This is a genomic window from Vagococcus fluvialis (assembly GCF_048815235.1).
Taxonomy (GTDB): Bacteria; Bacillota; Bacilli; order Lactobacillales; family Vagococcaceae; genus Vagococcus.
On the sequence record NZ_JBMEAO010000003.1, the window covers coordinates 74,854 to 94,891 of the forward strand.

Annotated in this window: 18 protein-coding genes; 15 read left to right on the forward strand and 3 right to left on the reverse strand. The window is 30.5% G+C overall.

The features are described 5' to 3' along the window. Position 1 precedes the first annotated feature (1 nt). The 15 genes from iolD to ACODH8_RS02895 all read left to right on the forward strand — a co-directional run bounded on the left by iolD (position 2) and on the right by ACODH8_RS02895 (position 18,023). A complete protein-coding gene (gene iolD / locus ACODH8_RS02825; RefSeq protein ID WP_332466083.1) occupies positions 2-1,915 on the forward strand; it encodes a 3D-(3,5/4)-trihydroxycyclohexane-1,2-dione acylhydrolase (decyclizing) in 1,914 nt (637 codons plus the stop codon). A 73-nt stretch (positions 1,916-1,988) separates the two neighbouring features. Continuing rightward, the gene (locus ACODH8_RS02830; protein WP_332466084.1) at positions 1,989-2,852 is read left to right on the forward strand and encodes a metallophosphoesterase family protein; all 864 of its coding nucleotides are present in this window, start codon (positions 1,989-1,991) and stop codon (positions 2,850-2,852) included. A gap of 16 nt (positions 2,853-2,868) precedes the next feature. Beyond that, the gene (locus ACODH8_RS02835) at positions 2,869-4,476 is read left to right on the forward strand and encodes a DUF4091 domain-containing protein (RefSeq protein ID WP_332466085.1); all 1,608 of its coding nucleotides are present in this window, start codon (positions 2,869-2,871) and stop codon (positions 4,474-4,476) included. A gap of 124 nt (positions 4,477-4,600) precedes the next feature. Continuing rightward, complete coding sequence (locus tag ACODH8_RS02840; RefSeq protein WP_332466086.1) at positions 4,601-5,863, forward strand: ABC transporter substrate-binding protein; 1,263 nt, start codon at positions 4,601-4,603, stop codon at positions 5,861-5,863. A 75-nt stretch (positions 5,864-5,938) separates the two neighbouring features. Further along, a complete protein-coding gene (locus ACODH8_RS02845) occupies positions 5,939-6,850 on the forward strand; it encodes a sugar ABC transporter permease (RefSeq protein WP_332466087.1) in 912 nt (303 codons plus the stop codon). A 1-nt stretch (position 6,851) separates the two neighbouring features. Next, positions 6,852-7,676 carry a carbohydrate ABC transporter permease gene (locus tag ACODH8_RS02850; RefSeq protein ID WP_332466088.1) on the forward strand — a complete coding sequence of 275 codons (825 nt, stop codon included), beginning with the start codon at positions 6,852-6,854 and terminating at the stop codon, positions 7,674-7,676. Between the two features lie 16 nt (positions 7,677-7,692). After that, positions 7,693-8,292, forward strand: coding sequence for a hypothetical protein (locus tag ACODH8_RS02855; RefSeq protein ID WP_332466089.1), 600 nt, complete (start codon positions 7,693-7,695; stop codon positions 8,290-8,292). Positions 8,293-8,305: 13 nt separating this feature from the next. Beyond that, a complete protein-coding gene (locus ACODH8_RS02860) occupies positions 8,306-11,437 on the forward strand; it encodes an alpha-mannosidase (protein ID WP_332466090.1) in 3,132 nt (1,043 codons plus the stop codon). Between the two features lie 32 nt (positions 11,438-11,469). Continuing rightward, positions 11,470-13,503 carry a BglG family transcription antiterminator gene (locus ACODH8_RS02865; RefSeq protein WP_332466091.1) on the forward strand — a complete coding sequence of 678 codons (2,034 nt, stop codon included), beginning with the start codon at positions 11,470-11,472 and terminating at the stop codon, positions 13,501-13,503. Between the two features lie 14 nt (positions 13,504-13,517). Further along, positions 13,518-13,835, forward strand: coding sequence for a PTS lactose/cellobiose transporter subunit IIA (locus ACODH8_RS02870; protein ID WP_332466092.1), 318 nt, complete (start codon positions 13,518-13,520; stop codon positions 13,833-13,835). Next, entirely contained in the window at positions 13,835-14,173 is a 339-nt protein-coding gene (locus ACODH8_RS02875; protein WP_332466093.1) for a PTS sugar transporter subunit IIB, read from the forward strand. Before ACODH8_RS02870 ends, ACODH8_RS02875 begins: the two co-directional genes overlap by 1 nt. Before the next feature lie 14 nt (positions 14,174-14,187). After that, complete coding sequence (locus ACODH8_RS02880) at positions 14,188-15,453, forward strand: PTS transporter subunit EIIC (protein WP_332466094.1); 1,266 nt, start codon at positions 14,188-14,190, stop codon at positions 15,451-15,453. A gap of 27 nt (positions 15,454-15,480) precedes the next feature. After that, positions 15,481-16,431 (forward strand): aldo/keto reductase, encoded by a 951-nt coding sequence (locus ACODH8_RS02885; protein ID WP_332466095.1) that lies wholly within the window; start codon positions 15,481-15,483, stop codon positions 16,429-16,431. Between the two features lie 14 nt (positions 16,432-16,445). Further along, entirely contained in the window at positions 16,446-17,234 is a 789-nt protein-coding gene (locus tag ACODH8_RS02890) for a sugar phosphate isomerase/epimerase (protein WP_332466096.1), read from the forward strand. A gap of 66 nt (positions 17,235-17,300) precedes the next feature. Further along, the gene (locus tag ACODH8_RS02895) at positions 17,301-18,023 is read left to right on the forward strand and encodes a 6-phosphogluconolactonase (protein ID WP_332466097.1); all 723 of its coding nucleotides are present in this window, start codon (positions 17,301-17,303) and stop codon (positions 18,021-18,023) included. A 39-nt stretch (positions 18,024-18,062) separates the two neighbouring features. Here the strand turns inward: ACODH8_RS02895 and ACODH8_RS02900 are convergent, their stop codons facing one another. From ACODH8_RS02900 to ACODH8_RS02910, 3 genes are all read right to left on the reverse strand, one after another. Beyond that, positions 18,063-18,506, reverse strand: coding sequence for a MaoC family dehydratase (locus tag ACODH8_RS02900; protein WP_332466098.1), 444 nt, complete (start codon positions 18,504-18,506; stop codon positions 18,063-18,065). A gap of 122 nt (positions 18,507-18,628) precedes the next feature. Then, entirely contained in the window at positions 18,629-19,201 is a 573-nt protein-coding gene (locus tag ACODH8_RS02905; RefSeq protein ID WP_332466099.1) for a hypothetical protein, read from the reverse strand. Then, positions 19,198-19,989 carry a hypothetical protein gene (locus ACODH8_RS02910; RefSeq protein ID WP_332466100.1) on the reverse strand — a complete coding sequence of 264 codons (792 nt, stop codon included), beginning with the start codon at positions 19,987-19,989 and terminating at the stop codon, positions 19,198-19,200. The genes ACODH8_RS02905 and ACODH8_RS02910 overlap by 4 nt, the downstream gene beginning before the upstream one ends. Positions 19,990-20,038: the final 49 nt, after the last annotated feature.

The window sequence follows — 20,038 nt, forward strand, 5'->3', positions numbered from 1 at the left end:
CGTGATAGAAACAATACGATTAACAACAGCTCAAGCTTTAATTAAATTTTTAAACGTACAATATATTTCAATTGATGGAGAAGAAAGCCCATTTGTTGAAGGGGTTTTTAATATTTTTGGGCATGGAAATGTTTTAGGAATAGGTCATGCTTTAGAAACAAATCCAGGTCATTTAAAAGTGATTCAAGGAAAAAATGAGCAAGGTATGGCACACTCTGCAATTGCGTACAGTAAACAGATGCTTAGGCAAAAGATATGGGCAGTGACTGCATCTGCGGGGCCTGGTTCAGCTAACATGATTACAGCTGCAGCAACAGCTCATGCAAACAATATTCCAGTATTATTTTTACCTGCTGATACATTTTCAACACGACAACCTGATCCAGTGTTGCAGCAATTAGAACATGAGTCCAGTATTTCCTTGACAACGAATGATGCTTTTAAAGCTGTTTCGCGATACTGGGATAGAATCGAGCGACCAGAGCAGTTGATGAGTGCGATGATACGTGCTTTTGAAGTGTTAACAAACCCAGCAACAGCCGGTCCTGTAACAATTTGTTTACCGCAAGACACAGAGGCTGAAGCATTTGATTTTGATGTCAATTTTTTCAAGAAAAGAATTCACTATATTGATCGAGTAAAACCAGTTAAACGTGCATTTACTGAGGCTCAAGCACTTATTAAAGAAAGTAAAAGACCCGTAATTATTGTTGGTGGAGGTGCAAAATACTCTCAGGCTGGCTCAGTGATTGAACAATTATCTTCAAAACATCGAATACCGATTGTTGAAACTCATGCCGGTAAATCAACGATTTCTAATAGTTTCTATTACAATTTAGGAGGTACAGGGATTCTAGGAACAGCTTCAGCAAACAAAGCGATTGATTCAGCAGATCTGATTATTGGAATAGGAACAAGATATACGGACTTTACGACATCTTCAAAGACGGCATTTAATTTCGAACAAACTCGTTTTTTGAATATTAATGTTAGTCGCGTGCAAGCTTATAAATTTGATGCAATTCAACTAGTAGGGGATGCAAAGGAAACAGTAAAAGAACTACTAACTTATTTAGAAACATATCAATCTGAATTTGGTGACGAGTTAACAAAGTGGCAAGAAGAATGGCAGAATGAAAGAAATAGATTACATCAGCAGGTGTTTAATAAAGAAAGTTTTATTCCTGAAATTAAAAATCACTTTACTACAGAAATCATGAATGAATATGCCGATACTTTAGAAACTAATTTTACACAGACCAATGCGTTGATTACTATTAACGAGGTAGTAAACGAGAACAGTATTGTTGTTGCTTCGGCAGGTTCTTTACCAGGAGATCTCCAACGTTTTTGGCAAACGAACACTATCAATTCGTATCACTTAGAGTATGGTTACTCATGTATGGGATATGAAATAGCAGGTGCATTAGGAGCGAAGTTAGCACAACCAAAATCAGAAGTATATGCTGTTTTAGGAGATGGTAGTTTTTTAATGCTTCATAGTGAATTAGTAACAGCTATTCAGTATCATAAAAAGATTAATATTATGCTATTTGATAATGCTGGATATGGCTGTATTAATAACCTTCAAATGGCAAATGGTAGTAGTAGCTTTAATTGTGAATTACGGGATATAGATAATAAAATTATGACAATAGATTATGCTAAAATTGCTGAAGGATATGGTTGTAAAGTTTATCGTATTCGAACAAGGGAAGAATTAATTGAAGCTTTAAAAGATGCAGAAAAACAGAGCCAATCAACACTATTCGATATAAAAGTTTTACCTAAAACTATGTCTGACGGATACGGAGGTTGGTGGAATGTTGGTGTTTCAGAAGTGTCTGAAATAATAGAAGTCGAAAAAGCTTTTGAACAAAAAACTGATAAATTAAAAAAAGCCTGGAAGTATTAAAATCTAGATTTTAGAGTGAATCAACATTAGGATGACTGTTAGGTCATCCTTTTTATAGAAAGGATACAGAATGATGATAGTTGAAAATGAACATTTCAAGATAATGCAATTAACAGATATACATTTGGGTCAATTACCTTTCAATTTAGAAGATATAAAAACACTTGATATGATTAGAAAATATATTACGTTAGAAAATCCTGATTTAGTTATTATCACAGGAGATCTTATTTGGTCAGAAGGGGTTAAGAATCCTGCAGCATCATATCAACAATTAATAAATCTTCTAAACGAATTCCCAAATCCTGTAGCTATTACATATGGTAACCATGATTCTGAAGAGTCATTATCGAGAAATGATTTAAGAGAGTTGGAAGATAAGTTAGTAAATATTGTGGAAAAAGAAAATAGTTTTATTGATTCTAGAGGAAGGGAGGCTTATACAGTCGAGCTTTTTAAGGAAGAAAAATTGAAAAATGTTTGCTATTTCTTTGATACAGGTTCGATGTCTCCTTTGGATGATGAAAGCTATGATTTTGTCTCAATAGATCAAATAGATTGGTATGAAAAAACTAGAAACAGTTATAAACAAAATGATTCAGAGACCGAAGACTTATGTTTTTTACATATCCCTTTACCAGAATATGAACAAGCTGGAGAAAAAATAAAGGATGGTTACTTTTGGGAGCAGAATCCTAGAATTGCGAGTCCTAAATTAAATACTGGATTGTTTTCAAGATTTGTATTAAATAATCATATCAAATATATTTTTTGTGGGCATGATCATGATAATAATTTTGTAGGGGAATACTTAGGTATTAATTGTGTATACGGAAATGTATCTGGATATAACTGTTATGGTGATTTACCTAGAGGATATCGAATAATAAGCATTACAGACAGACAAATTGAGACATTTGTTAAATTATATTCATAATGAAGAGGTGAATTAATTGGAATTACTATGCTTAAGTTCACTAGAAAAAGTTTTCTTTGATGGACCAACCTCAAGAAAAGAACGATTAAATGGATCAACACTATTAAAAGAAAAATATTCGATTCAGTTTGCTTTTTATGGATCAGAAAATTTTACCTATACTATTGATTCGTTGGATCAGGATGAACTATCATTTTTTTATGTCAATCAAATTCCTTCAATGACTCCAATCAAAGAAAAAAAAGATAATCATTTTTTAAAAGGTGTTCCAGGTTTTTTCCCAGATTTATTAACACCAGTAAGAGAAACAGGTGAAGTGACAGGAACTATGTATCAATGGCATAGTATTTGGATTGAAATTTATCCTAAAGATTTTAATAATCAAAGGAATCGAATAATTAATTTTAAACTATCTTGTGATGGAAATGAACAGGTATCGACATTTTCATTAAGAGTGATTCCAACACTTTTACCTGAACAGGAATTAAGACATACAGAGTGGTTGCATACTGACTGTTTATCAGACTATTATCAAGTTCCTATATTCAGTGAGCACTATTGGGAGTTAGTAAAAAACTATATAAGTTTCGCGAAAAAACATGGTCAAAATATGATTCTAACACCCTTGTTTACGCCACCTCTAGATACAGAAGTGGGTAATTATCGGCCAGTTATCCAATTAGTTGAAGTGGAAATTATTGATCGTACATATCGTTTTGATTTTTCTAATCTAACAAAATGGGCAAATATTTGTAAGGAAGTAGGAATCAGATATTTAGAGTTTTCTCATTTATATAGTCAATGGGGAGCAGATTATGCGCCACACATTGTTGAAAAAAATGGAGAAACTATATTTGGGTGGCATACTTCTTCAATTAGTAGAGAATATAAAAACTTTTTAAGCCTGTTTATTCCAGAATTAATCAATTGGATTAAAATGAGTCCTTTTCGTAATAATGTTTACTTTCATTTATCAGATGAACCTTCTAATGATTCGATTGAAAGATATGAAGAAATAAGTTTGTTTATTAAAGATTTGGTTCAAGATTACCCTATAATGGATGCTTTATCTAACTATTCTTTCTACCAAAAAAAACTAATTGATATTCCAGTAGTTGCCACAGATCATATTACTCCATTTCTCGAAAATAGAGTTCCTCATTTATGGGCATATTATTGTAGTGCTCAAAGAGACAATGTCTCTAATCGCTTTTTTGATATGCCATCTTATAGGACAAGAATTATTGGGTATCAATTATTTTTGAATGATATTGATGGTTTTTTACATTGGGGATTTAATTTTTGGTATACTCAATATTCAAAAAAATTAGTTAATCCTTTTGTTGAAACAGATACAGGTGGTGCTTTTGCTTCAGGAGATGCGTTTTTAGTCTATCCAGGTGAAAAAGGACCGTTACCATCTATTCGCCTAAAAAATATTCATTATGGGATACAAGACATTCAAGCGTTAGAAAAGTTATGTGAACTGATAGGGCGTGAGCAAGTTAAAAAAATATTATTAAACAATATGGATGAAATAACCTTTTCGGACTATCCTAGTGAGATCAATTGGATTTTAGATAGTAGAGAACAGATAAATCAATTAATATCACAGAGTATTTAAATTCTAAGCTGTATTTGTATAGAATAAAAGAGAAAAGTTAGTGACAAAAATTGTTATTAAAGATATTGGAAGCGCATACCTTTTTTGTTAATCTATAGGTAATTCATTGAAAGGACGGAAAAACATGAAAAAAAGTTATAAATCATTTTTAGCATTAGGTTTAAGTTTAGGGTTAATTGGTTTAGTATCAGCTTGTGGAAAGTCAGATGAAGCAAATAGTAAAACAGGTGGTAAAGTTAAATTAGCTATTAATTTATATACAGGTGCGATTAGTGATGAGAGCATTAAATCAGCAAAAGAAAAATTTCCAGATTATGAATTAACATTTAATACATTGCCAGCAGATCAAAATTTTGATAAGAAACTAAAAACAAGTTTAAATTCAAAATCAGCTCCAGATATTACGACAATAAACAGCAATATAGAAGAATTCCTACCTTATTCAGAAAAGTTTGTAAACTTATTGGATTATGATGTTGTCGAATTAGAAAGTGATTATGTTGATTGGAAATGGGGAAGTGCCATGACTCCAGATAAGAAAAACTTAATTGCTATGCCTTTAGATATTGGGCCAACAGCCTTGTTCTACCATGTAGAAACTTTTGAAAAGGCAGGGTTGCCAACTGATCCTAAAGAAGTCTCTGAAAAAATTAAAACAGATGAGGATTATATGAACGCTGCCAAACAAATTAAGGAAAAAGCAGATAAAGCAACTTGGTTATCTGGAGAAGAATTATTAGCAATTCAATTAAGAAAAATGACAAAGAGCCAATATGATGAGGAAGGTAAACTAATTCTTGCAGATGGCCAAACAAAAGAAGCTTGGGACTTTACAGTGGAAGCAATTAAAAACGGTTACACTCTAGGTGTTCAAGGTAATTCTGTAGATAGTATGGTTGCATTAACTGACGCAATGTACACAGCCAACGTATCTGCTTCTTGGGGTGTTCAAGATATGAAAGATGATTATGATAAACGAGTAGGTCAATGGAGAATTGCTAAAGCACCTGGTAATGCATCCAATTATGGTGGTTCCTACTTAGCTGTTATTGGAACAACGGACCATCCAAAAGAAGCAGCAGAAGTAGTTAAGTTTTTAACAGGACCTGAAATGCAAAAAACAAATATGAAAGAATTAAGTTTATTCCCAGCAAATCAAAAAGTATATGAAGATGACGTTATGGTTAACGAAGATGAATTCTTTGGTGGTCAAGAAATTAATCAATATTTTATTGATGCAGCTAAAAATATCAATTACGTTTATAAAGACACACGTAATATGGCAGCTGAAGATGCACTAATTGAACAAATTAGTCTAGTTGAGTATCAAGATAAAGATCCAGAAACAGCTTGGAAAGATGCTGTTAGTAAGATAGAAAAATTATAGAAAGATGAATCTGGTAGATAAAATCTACCAGATTTAACTTTACTAATAACGTTAAAAAATGAAAAGAGGCTTATTATGGATTCGGGAAGGACAAAAACTAAAAAAGATCGTATTTTGGAAAAAATCACACCATATGCATTTATTTCACCTTTTTATATTCTGTTCTTAATTTTTGGTTTGTTTCCTATTATTTTTTCAGCCATCCTAGCATTCTCAAAATGGGATGGAATTGGAAAAATGGAATATATAGGTTTAGAAAACTTTCAAAGATTAATACATGATGCTGAGTTTTGGGGAGCAGTGTCAAACACGTTAATTATTTGGGTTTTAAGTACGGTTCCAATGTTAATAATGGCATTATTATTAGCATTTACACTGAATTTAAAATTTATTAAAAGAAAAGAAACATTGAAAACTCTATTCTTCTTACCAAATGTTACCTCCGTAGTAGCAGTCAGTATTCTCTTTGGACTAGCATTTTCAAGTCAAACAGGATTTGTAAATGCCATCCTAGAAATGATGGGAAAAGAATCGATTAATTTTATTAGAGATCCTTTTTGGGTCAAAATTGTTATTGCGTTTATTGGGACGTGGCAATATTTAGGTTATAACATGATTATCTACTTTACAGGTTTACAAAAAATTCCAAAAGACTATTATGAGGCAGCAATTATTGATGGCGCAACAACTTTTCAATTATTTAAGTTAATTACAGTTCCTCTTTTAAAGCCCATTATTTTGTTCACCGTAATGATGTCTACAATTGGAGGATTGCAGGTGTTCTCAGAGGCCCAAATTTTAGTTCCAAGTAGTCCAACTGCAGAAGGTGGATCCTTAACTATTGTATATTATTTATACCAAACAGCTTTTGGTCAAAACGTATACGGCTATGGAGCAACAATTGCCTGGGGACTGGTTGGGATTATTTTAATAGTATCCCTGATAAATTGGTACTTAACTACGCGAAAAATAAAAGGGGAGAAGTAGAATGAATAACAAGGTATCGATTTGGCTCATTAGAATAGTTTTATTTATTGGGATTATTTTTTCTCTATTTCCTTTTTATTGGATGATTGTTATGGCTTCACAAGACATGTCAGCACTATACTCAGTGCCACCAGTTCTTACTTTCGGTCCTAATCTATTAGATCATATTAAAATAGTTTTTGAACAGACAACATTTTTAAGATCATTTTTTAATAGTCTGTTTATTGCAAGTACTTCAACTATATTAGTTTTATTTTTTGATTCATTAGCAGGCTTTGCATTTGCAAAACTAAAATTTAAAGGAAAAGGGTTTTTATTCGCTTTTTTACTTGGAACAATGATGATTCCAGGGCAATTAAACATTATTCCACAATTTTTACTAATGGATTTCTTTGGTTGGGTTGGAAGTTATAAGGCACTTATTATACCTTCAATGGCAAATGCATTTGGTATTTTTTGGATTAAACAATACGCAGAAGATGCCATACCAGATAGTATTTTGGAGTCAGCAAGAATGGATGGTTGTAGCACGTTTAGAACTTATTGGAATATAGCTCTGCCTATTTTAAAACCTGCTATGGCTTTTCTTGCTATCTACACATTTATGGGATCTTGGAATGATTATATGTGGCCATTAATTGTATTGAATGATGAATCTAAATATACTTTAATGTTAGCTTTAACTCAATTACAAGGCGTGTATTACACTGATTATACTTTAGTAATTACAGGCTCTTTATTAGCAACTATTCCATTATTAATTGTATTTGCTCTATTTAGCAAACAGATGATGGCTGGATTAACAGCAGGAGCAGTAAAAGAATAAAAAAGTAGGGGAAAAGATGAAAGAAAAAATATACTACTTATTAGATAAGTTAATGAATATCATTGTGATTAGTTTGATTCTTATAGTTGGTAGTTTACCGATTATTACGATGTTACCAACTTTTGCAGCTCTTTTGGGAACCATCTATTTTTTTGATAAAGAGAATGATTGGGCATCTTATCCTGCGGCTTTTGTATATTACTTTAAAAAGTTTTTTAAACAATCTTTTTTATGTCAACTTTTGTTGATGACTGTTTTATTGATTGGAAAAATCAACTTATCCCTATTAGATACTTTACCTTCAGGTCTTAAGTTAGCAGTGTATGCAATAACTCTGTTTTTTTCAGGATTAATTATATTGTTAGTTTTTAGTAGTATCTTTTCTTTACTAATTTATCCAAATGAATTGTTTTTAGAAAGGATAAAAATTTCTTTAGTAATAACAATAATAAAATTACCATATTCTTTTTTACTATTATTTGTATTTTTTTCAGGAATTTCCATAATAGTGTTAGTACCACAGGCGATAATTATTGTTTTAGGTTGTATGTTCAGTCTGTATATTATGATAGAAAAAAATATTTGGAAAGAATTTAAGCATCAAAAAATCAGTTAAAAAGGAGTCTAATATGAACTTTACGAAGAATTTTTGGACAATTGAAAAATTAGCCAGTCGAATTAAAGAAATTAATCAAAAAAGATATCAAACTATTGTTTCTATTAAAGAATTCGATAGTGCACCAGATGATGAAGGGAATAATGGTGTTTATCCAAGTAGTGTAGATTTTTCTTCAAAGAAACCCATTCAGCATATATGGCAAGGATTAGATCAATATATGTGGTTAAAAACTATTGTGGACTTACCTGTTGCACCTTCTAATCATCGTGTTGTTGGTATATTTGATTTTGGAATTACCGAGGGTGGGAACAATGCAGGTTTTGAAGGTCTAGCTTTTCTTAATAATAAAGTCCTACAAGGAATAGATACCAATCATACTGAGGTAGTGTTTTCAAAAGAAGAAGAAGGAAAAAAATCAGAACTTGCCTTTAGACTTTGGTCTGGTTTACCAGGAGACTCAGGTAAAGAAAAAATGCAACACCAATTAAAACAAGCTGATATTTGTTTATTAGATGAAAGAATAGATACCTTTTATTATCAATCAACTAGTATTTTGCAAATTATTGAATTATTAGATGAGAATGATTTAAGTAAAATTCAATTGACAAATATCTTAAATGAAGCTTATTTGATAATTGATTGGGATTCTAATTTACCTGAGAAAGAAAAGGAATCTATTTATAAGGCAGCAAATTTTTTAGATCTTGAATTAAAAAAAATAAATAAAGAAAGTGGAATTGTGATATCTGCTTTTGGACATGCTCATGTTGATGTCGCATGGTTATGGCGTTTAAAACATACTAGAGAAAAAATAGCGAGAACCTTTTCAAGTGTTTTGAGATTAATGGAAGAGAACGGAGATTATCACTTTCTACAATCAATGCCACAACTCTATGATTATATAAAAACAGATTATCCTGAAATCTATTCTCAAATCAAAGAAAAAGTTGCTGAAGGGAAATGGGAAGTTGAAGGTGGCATGTGGGTTGAAGCAGACTGTAATATTCCTTCAGGAGAATCCTTAGTGAGACAGCTATTAATTGGGCAAGCTTTTTTTAAAGATGAATTCAACTATGTTTCTAAGACTCTATGGTTACCAGATGTTTTTGGCTACTCTTGGGCGTTACCTCAAATTTTAAAACTGTCAAATATTGATACATTTATGACTACTAAATTAGGTTGGAATGAATACAACAGTTTACCAACAGATACTTTCACTTGGAGAGGGATTGATGGAAGTGAAATTTTAACTCATATCATTACTACACCAGATGATTATGATCAGCCAGGTTTTACTTATAATAGTCAAATGACTGCTGAAGCTGTTGTAGGTACATGGAATAATTACCATGAAAAAGCAATTAATCAAGATTTATTATTTGCTTTTGGATATGGAGATGGTGGAGGAGGACCTAATAGGGAGATGATCGAAATGAAGAAACATTTGAGTGGTGTAGATGGTTTTCCTGTGATTAAATCAACCAAAGTCAGTACATATTTTGAACGATTAAAAAATACTTTTAATGAAAGTAATCAATATAAGCACGTGTGGAATGGTGAGTTGTATTTTGAGTTTCATAGAGGGACATACACAAGTCAAGCTATTAATAAAAAATTAAATAGACAGTTTGAGTTACGTTTTAGAAAAAATGAAATGATTAAATCTCTATTAACAATACTTAATGATAATACAGGTGATAATGAAACCATGAACGAAATGTGGAAAATCTTATTAAGAAATCAATTTCACGATATTATCCCTGGTTCATCTATTAAAGAAGTGTATGAAGATAGTCTTTTAGAGTATAAAGATCTCGAAGAAAAAATGAATATTGAAGAAACAAAATCTTTTAATCTATTGATTAAAGACTCAGATAAACATATTCATTATTTTGACTCGACTCAATGGGGAAATTCAAAATTAATCAAAATACATAACTTAAATAATCAGGATGTGTACCTGAAAAATGAAAAGATTGTTACCCAAAGAATAGGTTTCAATACGCACTTAGCTTTAGTAGAATCAAAAGCTTTAGCATTTAATAATTTAGAAATTAAAAAATCTAATGATACTAATGAAGAAAATCATTTATCTGTTGTTCAGCCTGAAGATTACAAATTGGAAACCCCTTTTTATGTGGTGAAATTTAATTCCAAAGGTCAAATTTCTTATTTATTAGATAAAGAGGTCTCAAGATTAGTTAATCCTGAGGGCAAACCATTAAATGTGTTCCAAGTTTTTACGGATAAACCCATTCAATTTGATGCATGGAATATTGATTCATTTTATCAAGAAAAGCATGATGAAATTGTTGAAATGATTGCTATGAGTGAAGAGACAGGGGAAATTAGAACAACTATTTCTATCGAATGGATGTATAGAAGTTCATCAATCTGCCAAAAAATTCACTTCTATAAGCATAGTAAACGAATTGATTTTGAGACACATGTTGATTGGCATGAAGCAAGTAAGTTGTTAAAAGTTGCATTTCCAGTAGACATCCATACTACAGAAGCTACTTATGATATTCAATATGGAAATGTTAAACGACCAAATCATTGGAATACTAGTTGGGATTTCGCCAAATTTGAAACGGTTGCGCATCAATGGGTGGATATGTCTGAAAGAGACTATGGAGTTTCTTTATTAAATGATTGTAAATATGGTCATGATATTAAAGACAATGTTATACGACTCACGCTAATAAAAAGTGCTGAATACCCAGATAAAACACAAGATATTGGTAGTCATGAATTTACCTATGCCCTCTTACCGCATAAAGGTGATTTCATTGAGGGAGAAGTGGTTAATGAAGCAAGTGATTTAAATAATCCAATAGAAGCCTATCCAGGAATTGCGCAGTCAACAGATGCTTTAGTAAAAATTAATAGTAACCATGTTATGGTAGATGCAGTTAAATTAGCTGAGGATACAAATGGGTTTATTGTGAGAGTACATGAATTTGGTGGAAAAAGAGAAGAAATCACATTTACCAGTGATTTTGACATTGAAAGAGTTGATGAAAATAATTTAATGGAAGAGTATATTTCGAATACAACTTTAAAATTAGTAAACAATGAAGTAAAAGTCTTTATTAAGCCTTATGAAATTAAGACTTTTAGAATTAATTTTAGAAAATAATTATATAAAATTGTGTTGAAGGAAGGATAATTGTGAGGTTAAGCGAAAGAGAATTAATGCTGTTAGATTATTTGTTAGTAACAGATGAGTATTCAACTTATAAAGATCTTTCTAAAGTATTTAATCTTACTGAGAGAATGGTCAGGTATGATATTGAAAAAATTGATTTGTTTTTAGAAAAAAATCAACTAATGCCTCTGAATCGAAGCTTAAAAAAAGGAATAATGATTGGCAAACGTGATGAAGTAGCGCAATTATTAAGAAAATTTAAGCAACGAGCAACACCAAAAGCTTATAAATATTCGAAAACCGAAATAGAAGAATTCATTTTCCTAACGTTATTAATCACTGATGTTCCAGTTCCAGTTTCATATTTCGAAGAAACACTGTTTATATCAAGAACGAGTGTATTAAATACAATAAAATCTCTAAATCGTTCGTATCAATTCGAAACACTAAAGTTAGTTCATATTAAAAGGAAAGGCTATAAAATTGAAGGAAATCTTTTAGAGGTTTGTCATTCGTTTACAAGTCTTTTATTAGAGGCAATCAATTTAAGAGAGTTTTATACTTTTATTGAAACCGAAGAAGTAATATTTTCAAAAAAAGCAGAACTTCTAATTTTCAATCTATTTAATTTGGATATATTATTCGATAGTTATGAAGATGTTAAAGTGATTGAAAGGTTTATGGGAAAAGATTTTGATGATTCATTTAATACGTTAGTACTGACAATTCTTTATAAAATAAAGATAGTCCATCCACAATGGGAACTACTAGATTTTATGACTAAAAATAAGAATGAATTAAATGACTTGGAATTGTTGTTGCGATTGATGATTAATGAGTCTCCTGAAGTGTCTATGGAGAAAAGTGGAGTTATCTTAAAAAAATATATAAAGGATTTAACAAAAGTAATTGCTGAGCGCTTTGAAAAAAGTGCTAGTGATTTTAGCCCTCAATTTAATGAGCAATTAAATGCCCATGTATTAAATATGATTAATCGCAACAGAAAAGGTATAAAAGTAACGAATCCAATTTATAACGAAATCCTTACAGATTACAAAGATTTATTCTATTATGTTAAACAAGCTGTAGAACCAATTGAAGAAACATATAAGATAATAATAAATGATCAAGAAATTTCATTTTTAGTTATTTATTTTGCATCAGAAATTGAAAACTTAAATGTTTCTTTAGTAAAAAAACCAAATGTACTTGTTGTTTGTGTAGAAGGTTTAGCAGTATCTAAAATGATTAGAGTTCAGTTAAATAAGTTTTTTGAATTTAATAAAATTGATACTTCTTCTCTAAAAAAGTTTTCTAAAAAAGATTTGCATGATTATGATTTTATTATTAGTACTGTTGAAATTCCAGATATTGATTCAGAAAAAATATTAACAATCAGTAATTATCTAACAAAGGATGATTTAGATTTACTTAAATCTTTTTTTAATATGAAACTTATATCAAATAAAGAGCCTGGTCTAAGTAAGTTCAATAAAATAATGGAGACAATTCGAGAAAATACAAATGAAATTACAAATCTAAGTAAATTGGAATTAGATTTAATCAAAATTTTAACAAAAAAAGATAAATTGAATAAGAAGGATATTATTCCAGAAATCTATTTCGGATTAGAAAGTATTTCAATCATAGAAAAACGTATGAGATGGGAAGAAGCGATTAGAATTGGAACCAAAGCTCTAGAAGAAAAACAAGCTACTTTACCTACATATCATGAACGAATTATGACGAATATTAGGAAACACGGTCCTTACATGGTGATAGCTCCCAAAGTGATGATAGTACATGCTGGAATGGAGGATGGTGTGATCCATCCAGGGCTGTATATAACAGTTTTAAAGAACGGAATGAACATGAAAGGAAATTTTCCTGAAGAGGTTCAGCTTTTAATAACAATTGGTTTAAAAGATACGTCAACACATCGAATAATGGAAAATATAGCAAAATTAGCATTTGATAAGGAAAAAATAAAGGAGATATTAGAAGCAACTGATGAAACTGATATTTTTAATATGGTTGTTTCGACACTTTATAAATAGAGGAGAAAATAAAAATGAGCACAGAACAAATTTCATTTGAATTAATTTCAAAGGCAGGAGATGCCTTCGGTTATTTAGTTCAGGCTATACAATTTGCTAGTGAAGGTCAGTTTGAAGAAGCTGATAAAAAGATAAGTGAATCAGAGACTGTTATGAATGATGCACATAAAGTTCAAACATCTATGATCGTAAAAGAAGCACAGGGTGAAGATAATGACATATCGGTATTACTCATCCATGCGCAAGACACGCTTATGAATACAATATTAATGGCAACCTTGACAAAAGAATTTGTTAAAGTTTATAAAAAATTAAGAGAAGAGGAAAAATAATGAATTTTTCAAAATTACATATTCTGTTAGCCTGTAATTTGGGAGCATCTACTGGTGTAATGGTAGCACGAATGGAAGAAGTTGTTAAAAATAGCGAGAAATTAAAAGATAAGGATATTTTGATTTCAGCACATCCAGCGGGTGAATTGGAAGAATATATTGATAAATTTGATGTTGTATTAATTGGCCCTCAAATAAGTCATCGATTTGAAGAATTAAAACAAATAGCAGATGCGCATGGCAAGCCTATAGAAATCATTAACAGTCAAGATTATGGAACTGTAAATGGTGGAAATATAATCAAAGCAGCAATTCTATTGAAATTAAACAATCAGTAAAAGGAGAGCTTTAAATGTCCAAAAATTCTGAAAGAATATCGATGATGCAAAGTCGTCTTACGCCATTATCACAAAAAGTTGAACAACAACGGCATTTATCATCTATAAAAAAAGGGATGATGGATATAAATCCAATACTATTGTTAGGATCCGTTTTCAGTATGCTACTATTTTTAAGCCAATTGTTTACTGTCAACTGGCTTGACCAATATACTAACTTTTTTGAATTACTAATTAAATTAACATTTAATTCTCTAGCTTTGTATGTAAGTATTTCTATAAGTTATCATCATAGTAAACAATTAGAAACGCCATTGTTTTACTCAATCTTTTTAAGTGTTATATCAGTAACAATAGTTCATGCTATTACATTACACAGTACTAATTTTGAAATACAAAATGTGTTTATAGGAATAGTTATATCCCTTATAACAGTTGAATTGATAAATAAAATAAATCTAAAAAAAGAATCAGTTAAACTAAGTTGGATTCCAACGGGTAGTAAAAAAACGTTTATATTAACTTTCTTTTCAGTTTTTTATTTAATCTGTCTCATTTTATTGAGTTACAGCATTTCTAACTTGGGGATAATGGTGATGTTGAAGGATTTCTTTAACTACTTACTTATTCAATTTGACACGCCAATAATTTTATTCATTATTGTTTTTTTTGAAATGTTATTATGGTTTATTGGTCTAAATGGCTACTCGATTTTAGCAGCTATTGTGTTACCAATCGCTACTGATAATTTAATAATCAACAATAATTTGTTATTAAATGGAGGGACTCCAACAAAAATATTTACGCCAAATTTTTGGGACTATTTTGTTGGAATGTCAGGCTCTGGACTAGTAGGTGCTTTAGCAGTACTGGCGTTATTTAGTAAGGTTAGTAGTTTAAAGGAGAAAGGGAAATTAGCCATCGTTCCAAGTATTTTCCATATTTCAGAACCTATTTTATATGGTTTACCAATTGCGTATAATCCTTATTTTTTTATTCCTTTTGTAATAGGGACACCAGTGCTATCAGTTTTACAGTGGTATGTTTTTAAATGGGGCTTAGTTAATTTACCTTCCTATCATGTAGCAGATTTACCTCTTCCAATAGCTCAAATATTATCAACGATGGATTTTAGAGCAGTGATACTTGTAATCGTTATATTTATTTTATCAATACTAATGTATTATCCTTTTTTCAAAAGATTTGAAAAAAGTGTCATTGAAAGTGAAGCTATAGTAGCAGAAGATAACAGATTTAAAGATTTAGACTTAGATTTTTAACCTATTAAAGATAAGAGAGTGATATGAATGAAACACATTATCGTAAATGGCAAAAAAGAAAATAATTCTATTGAAATTAAGTGTACAAATATTTTTATGGGATCAAGTGATTTTTTAAGACTAGATAATAAGGATGAAGCGTGGAAAATACTTGATAGTTATATCGAACAAGGTGGGAATTCCTTTGATACTGCAAGGCATTATCGCCATAGTGAATTGGCTCTTGGAACATGGATGGAAGAGCGAAATATTCGTGATAAAGTAGTCATTGAAACTAAGTGTTGTCACCCTATTAGAAATACAAATGAAAAACCAAGAGTAAATGCTCAAGCGATTGAAGAAGACCTTAGAACAAGTTTAGAATATCTAAAGACAAATCATGTAGAAATGCTAGCACTTCATCGAGATGATCCGACTAAAGAAGTTGGTGAGATTATGGAAGGTTTACATAGACAAGTTGAGTTAGGTAGAGTCTATGCAATAGGACTTTCTAATTGGGAATTGCCTAGAATAAAGGAAGCTATGGCGTATGCTGAGAAAAATAAAATAACTAACATTTCTTTCAATAGCCCAAATTTGAGTTTAGCAAGTGTAAAACAACCAAGATGGCCAAATTGTGTAACAGCAAATGAAGAAATGAAAGAATGGCATCGATTAGTCAATTTACCATTAATAGCATGGTCATCACAGGCAGAAGGTTTTTTTGCTGGAAGATTTGATAAAAATGATTTGTCTAATAAGGAAATTGTGGATGTTTATTATTCTGCAAGTAACTGGGAAAAATTTGATAGAGTGCAACAATTAGCTAAAGAAAAAAATGTTTTACCAATTCAAATATCGTTAGCATATGTTTTAAATCAAGCTTTTCCAACAGCAGCAGTGATTGGTTCAGAAACAATTAATGAATTGTCTTCGTCAATTGATGGTGGAAAAATAAGTTTGACATCTAAAGAAATTGCTTTTTTAAATTTAAAGTAGGAGATGGATAGATTATGGTATTTAAGGATAAAATTGCAGCTCAAATGTATTCTGTTAGAAATGAGTTTCAAGAAGATCCAGAAGGAACTTTGAAAGAGTTAAAAAGAATTGGTTTTACGGCAATTCAAATTGATGGAATGCGTGGTCACGAGGTTAAAGAAATTAGTCGACTAGTTAAAAAACATAATTTTAACATTGCAGGAATGCATATCAAACATGATAGATTTATGACTGATTTAGATGGCATTATAGAGGAATGTTATGAATTTGGTTGTAAAACTATTTATGATAAATACATCGATGATGAAGAGCAACACACCAAAGGGTATATTAAAACTAAAATAAAACTATTAGAAGCAGTCGAAAAGTTAGGACCACTGGGTTTTAGGGTTGGATTACATAATCCAGAGTACGATTATAATAATGTAATCGAAGGCAGAAAGGTATTGGATTATATTACTGATCCTGAAAATGGCTATGTAGTTTATCCAGAACCTGATACTTATTGGATGACAATCGCAGGAGAAAATCCAGTTGAGAGTATAAAAAAATATAGTGGTCGTGCTCCAATTATACATCTTAAAGATTATCAATCAGGTTTTGATTTAACAGACATGGAGAATAATTTAGCTGAGGTTGGAGAAGGTGAAGTAGATATTGTATCAATAGTTGAATGGGGAGAAGCTAATAAGGTAGAGTATTACTGTATTGAACAAGATTATTCTAAAATAGGCATTTTTAAAAGCTTGGAAATAGGCTTTAACAATTTGGTTAAAATAGGTAATCAAATAAATAATCATTAGTATAGAATTAAGAAGACAAGAAATTTACTCTTGTCTTTTTATAATAATGGGTAAAGGAGTCTAAGTATGGAAATAAAAGTGCTTCAAAATAATAAAGAAATTGGTTTAAGAATAATAAATGATTTAAATGAAATTCTCACAAAAAAAACAAATCCTTTAATTTGTATTGCGGGTGGAGATACGACGATACCTATAATGAAATCCATTGTAAATGCGAGTAATCAAGGAGAATTACAATTAAAAGATGCTAAATTCATTAGTTTAGATGAATGGGAGGGAATTGGAAGAGAAATACAAGGGAGTTGTGCCCAAACGTTGTATGACAATTTATATATCCCGCTTGGTATTAGTGAAAATAATATTTGTTTTTTTAATGGCAACAACATACTAGAGAATGAAGTAACTAAAATAAATCAGTTTATTAAAGAAAATAATGGAATTGATTATATAGTTCTTGGAGTTGGAATGAATGGTCATGTCGGCTTTAATGAACCTAATATGAAACAGCAAGAAGGAGCACTAATTGTTGATTTAGACGAAACAACGACGAGTGTTATGAAAAAATATTTTAATAGAGATTATAATATTAAACGCGGAGTAACTTTAAGTTTAAACCAAATACTACAAGCAAAACAAATTATCTTAGTAATAACTGGGGAACATAAACAACATATTGTAAAGAAAACAGTAGAAATAGTAAATGATTCATCCTTTCCAGTTTCTATGTTAAAAAAAGATGACAAGAATATAAGTTTATATCTGGACCAAGATGCTTTTGGTTCAAACTAAAAAAACGTAATAATCTTTAAAAAAGATTATTACGTTTTTTTATCTAAATGTCATCAGATTTGCTGTCATTGTTTCACATACTAATCCGTCCTGATCAATAGCTTTTGATTCAATGACCATATAAATACGGTCTGGTCTTGATTTTGAAGGGTTTATTTCTTTGATAGTACTTTCAACGTGTAAAACATCACCAGGTCTTACAGGTTTATTCCAAGCTAAGTTAACGCCTAATCCAATGGCTCCTTTTTCAAAAGGAATACTGTCAATCCATAATTTCATTGTGACACTAGCAGTATGCCAACCACTAGCAACAAGTTCTTTGAAGAAAGAGTCTTTTGCTTTTTCTTCATCTACGTGAAAAGGTTGAGGGTCATATTTTGATGCAAACTCAATAATTTCCTCTAAAGGAACTTGGTAATTCTCACTAATAAAAGTTTGCCCAACTACAAAATCTTCAGCCTTAATTTTCTCTACATTTGACATTGTTTAAAAACCTCCAGTAAATTGCTTTTTTCTACTTTATAAGTATATTATGAAACAGATTAAAAACAAAATGAGTTGGTTTAAAAAGAGTCTTTAATATAGGTAGATAATAAAAAACCAATCTAATTTAATTTAGATTGGTTTGAGAATAGTTCAGAAAGTAGTAGACATTGATCATAGTAAGGACTCTTTGCCACTTCAATATTAGAGGTGCAAATAACAATAGTCGCATTTTTCTGGTGGGCAATTCGACTGAGAATTGGCATAATATTGATCAAAAATTTCTCAGAATCTATATTATTTTGATGATGGTCAAACAAAATAATTGTTTGGTTTAAGATGATACCTCGACTTATTTGTAAAACAAGTTGTTCGTAGTTAGTTAAACTAGAAGCTGCTTTATTTAAGGTTAATGAGTCTAGTTTGAATTGCTCTAAAAAGTATTGGAGATTTTTTAAAAAATCTTTTTTACTTTTTTTCGAAATATTTAATAGAAGATTATCTGATATGGATAAGAAGGGAATCATGTTATTATCTCTTCCTAAAATCCCATAATATTTTTCTTCTTTGTAATGCTTTAATAATTGGATAATGTTGTCTTGTTTTAATTCATTAGAAGAATCATACAAAAGTGTCATTTTATCTGTAAGTAATTCAAGAGGTAGTCTATTCTCTTTGTGATTGATTTGAATCATTCAATCAGTCTCCTTCGTCTAAATCCTAGAGTCGTGTAACTATAAAATCCTACAATATAAGCAATTAACATATTAATATAGAGTAGGACAAAATTAATGATTAAGGTTTTTATCATATGAGTAGATGAGTTAGTAACCATATTGATATCGAATATGGAAGTTTTGTTATAAGGTATTAAAGTTGTCTCTTCATTTGAGTTGCTAGTTTGATTTGTAAGAGCAGAGCTTTCTATAAAACTTTCCTCTCGTTTCTTTTGAATAACTTCTTCAGTTCCGAAATAGTGTCTAAGGACCTGTTGATTTACTTCTATGCTTTTATCTACAAATTGATTGTGAAAGACCAAAAGTAAACAAAAAATAATAGGCAGACTTAAGATAACAGGAAATAGTAATTCTAGAAGTAAACGAGGAAGTATCTTTCTTCGTTTGATACCAATATAGTTTAGAGAATAAATTTCTTCTTTTCTTGATCTTGTAGCATGAAGGCTAAGGAAAAAGAATACAATAAAAGATGAAATAATTAGTATCAAACGTATATTGTCGTAAAACTTCAAAATGAGATCATTACTAAATAATAATCGTTCATGAAAATGACTATTTGATGTAGGTAAATAATGTTTTAACTGCTCCCATTTATTTAACATGAACGTTAAATTGAATTTTTGTGTCTCAATTAATTGCGAGACAAAAGTTAATAGGAATAAGAATAATGAAAAGAAGAAGAACAAGCTAATGGTCATTCTCTTATGATATTGCGCAGCTTTAAATGATTGCTTTAAATTGGTCATCAACTGTACCTCCATATTAAAATTATACCGAGTAGTTGTGAAAAAAATA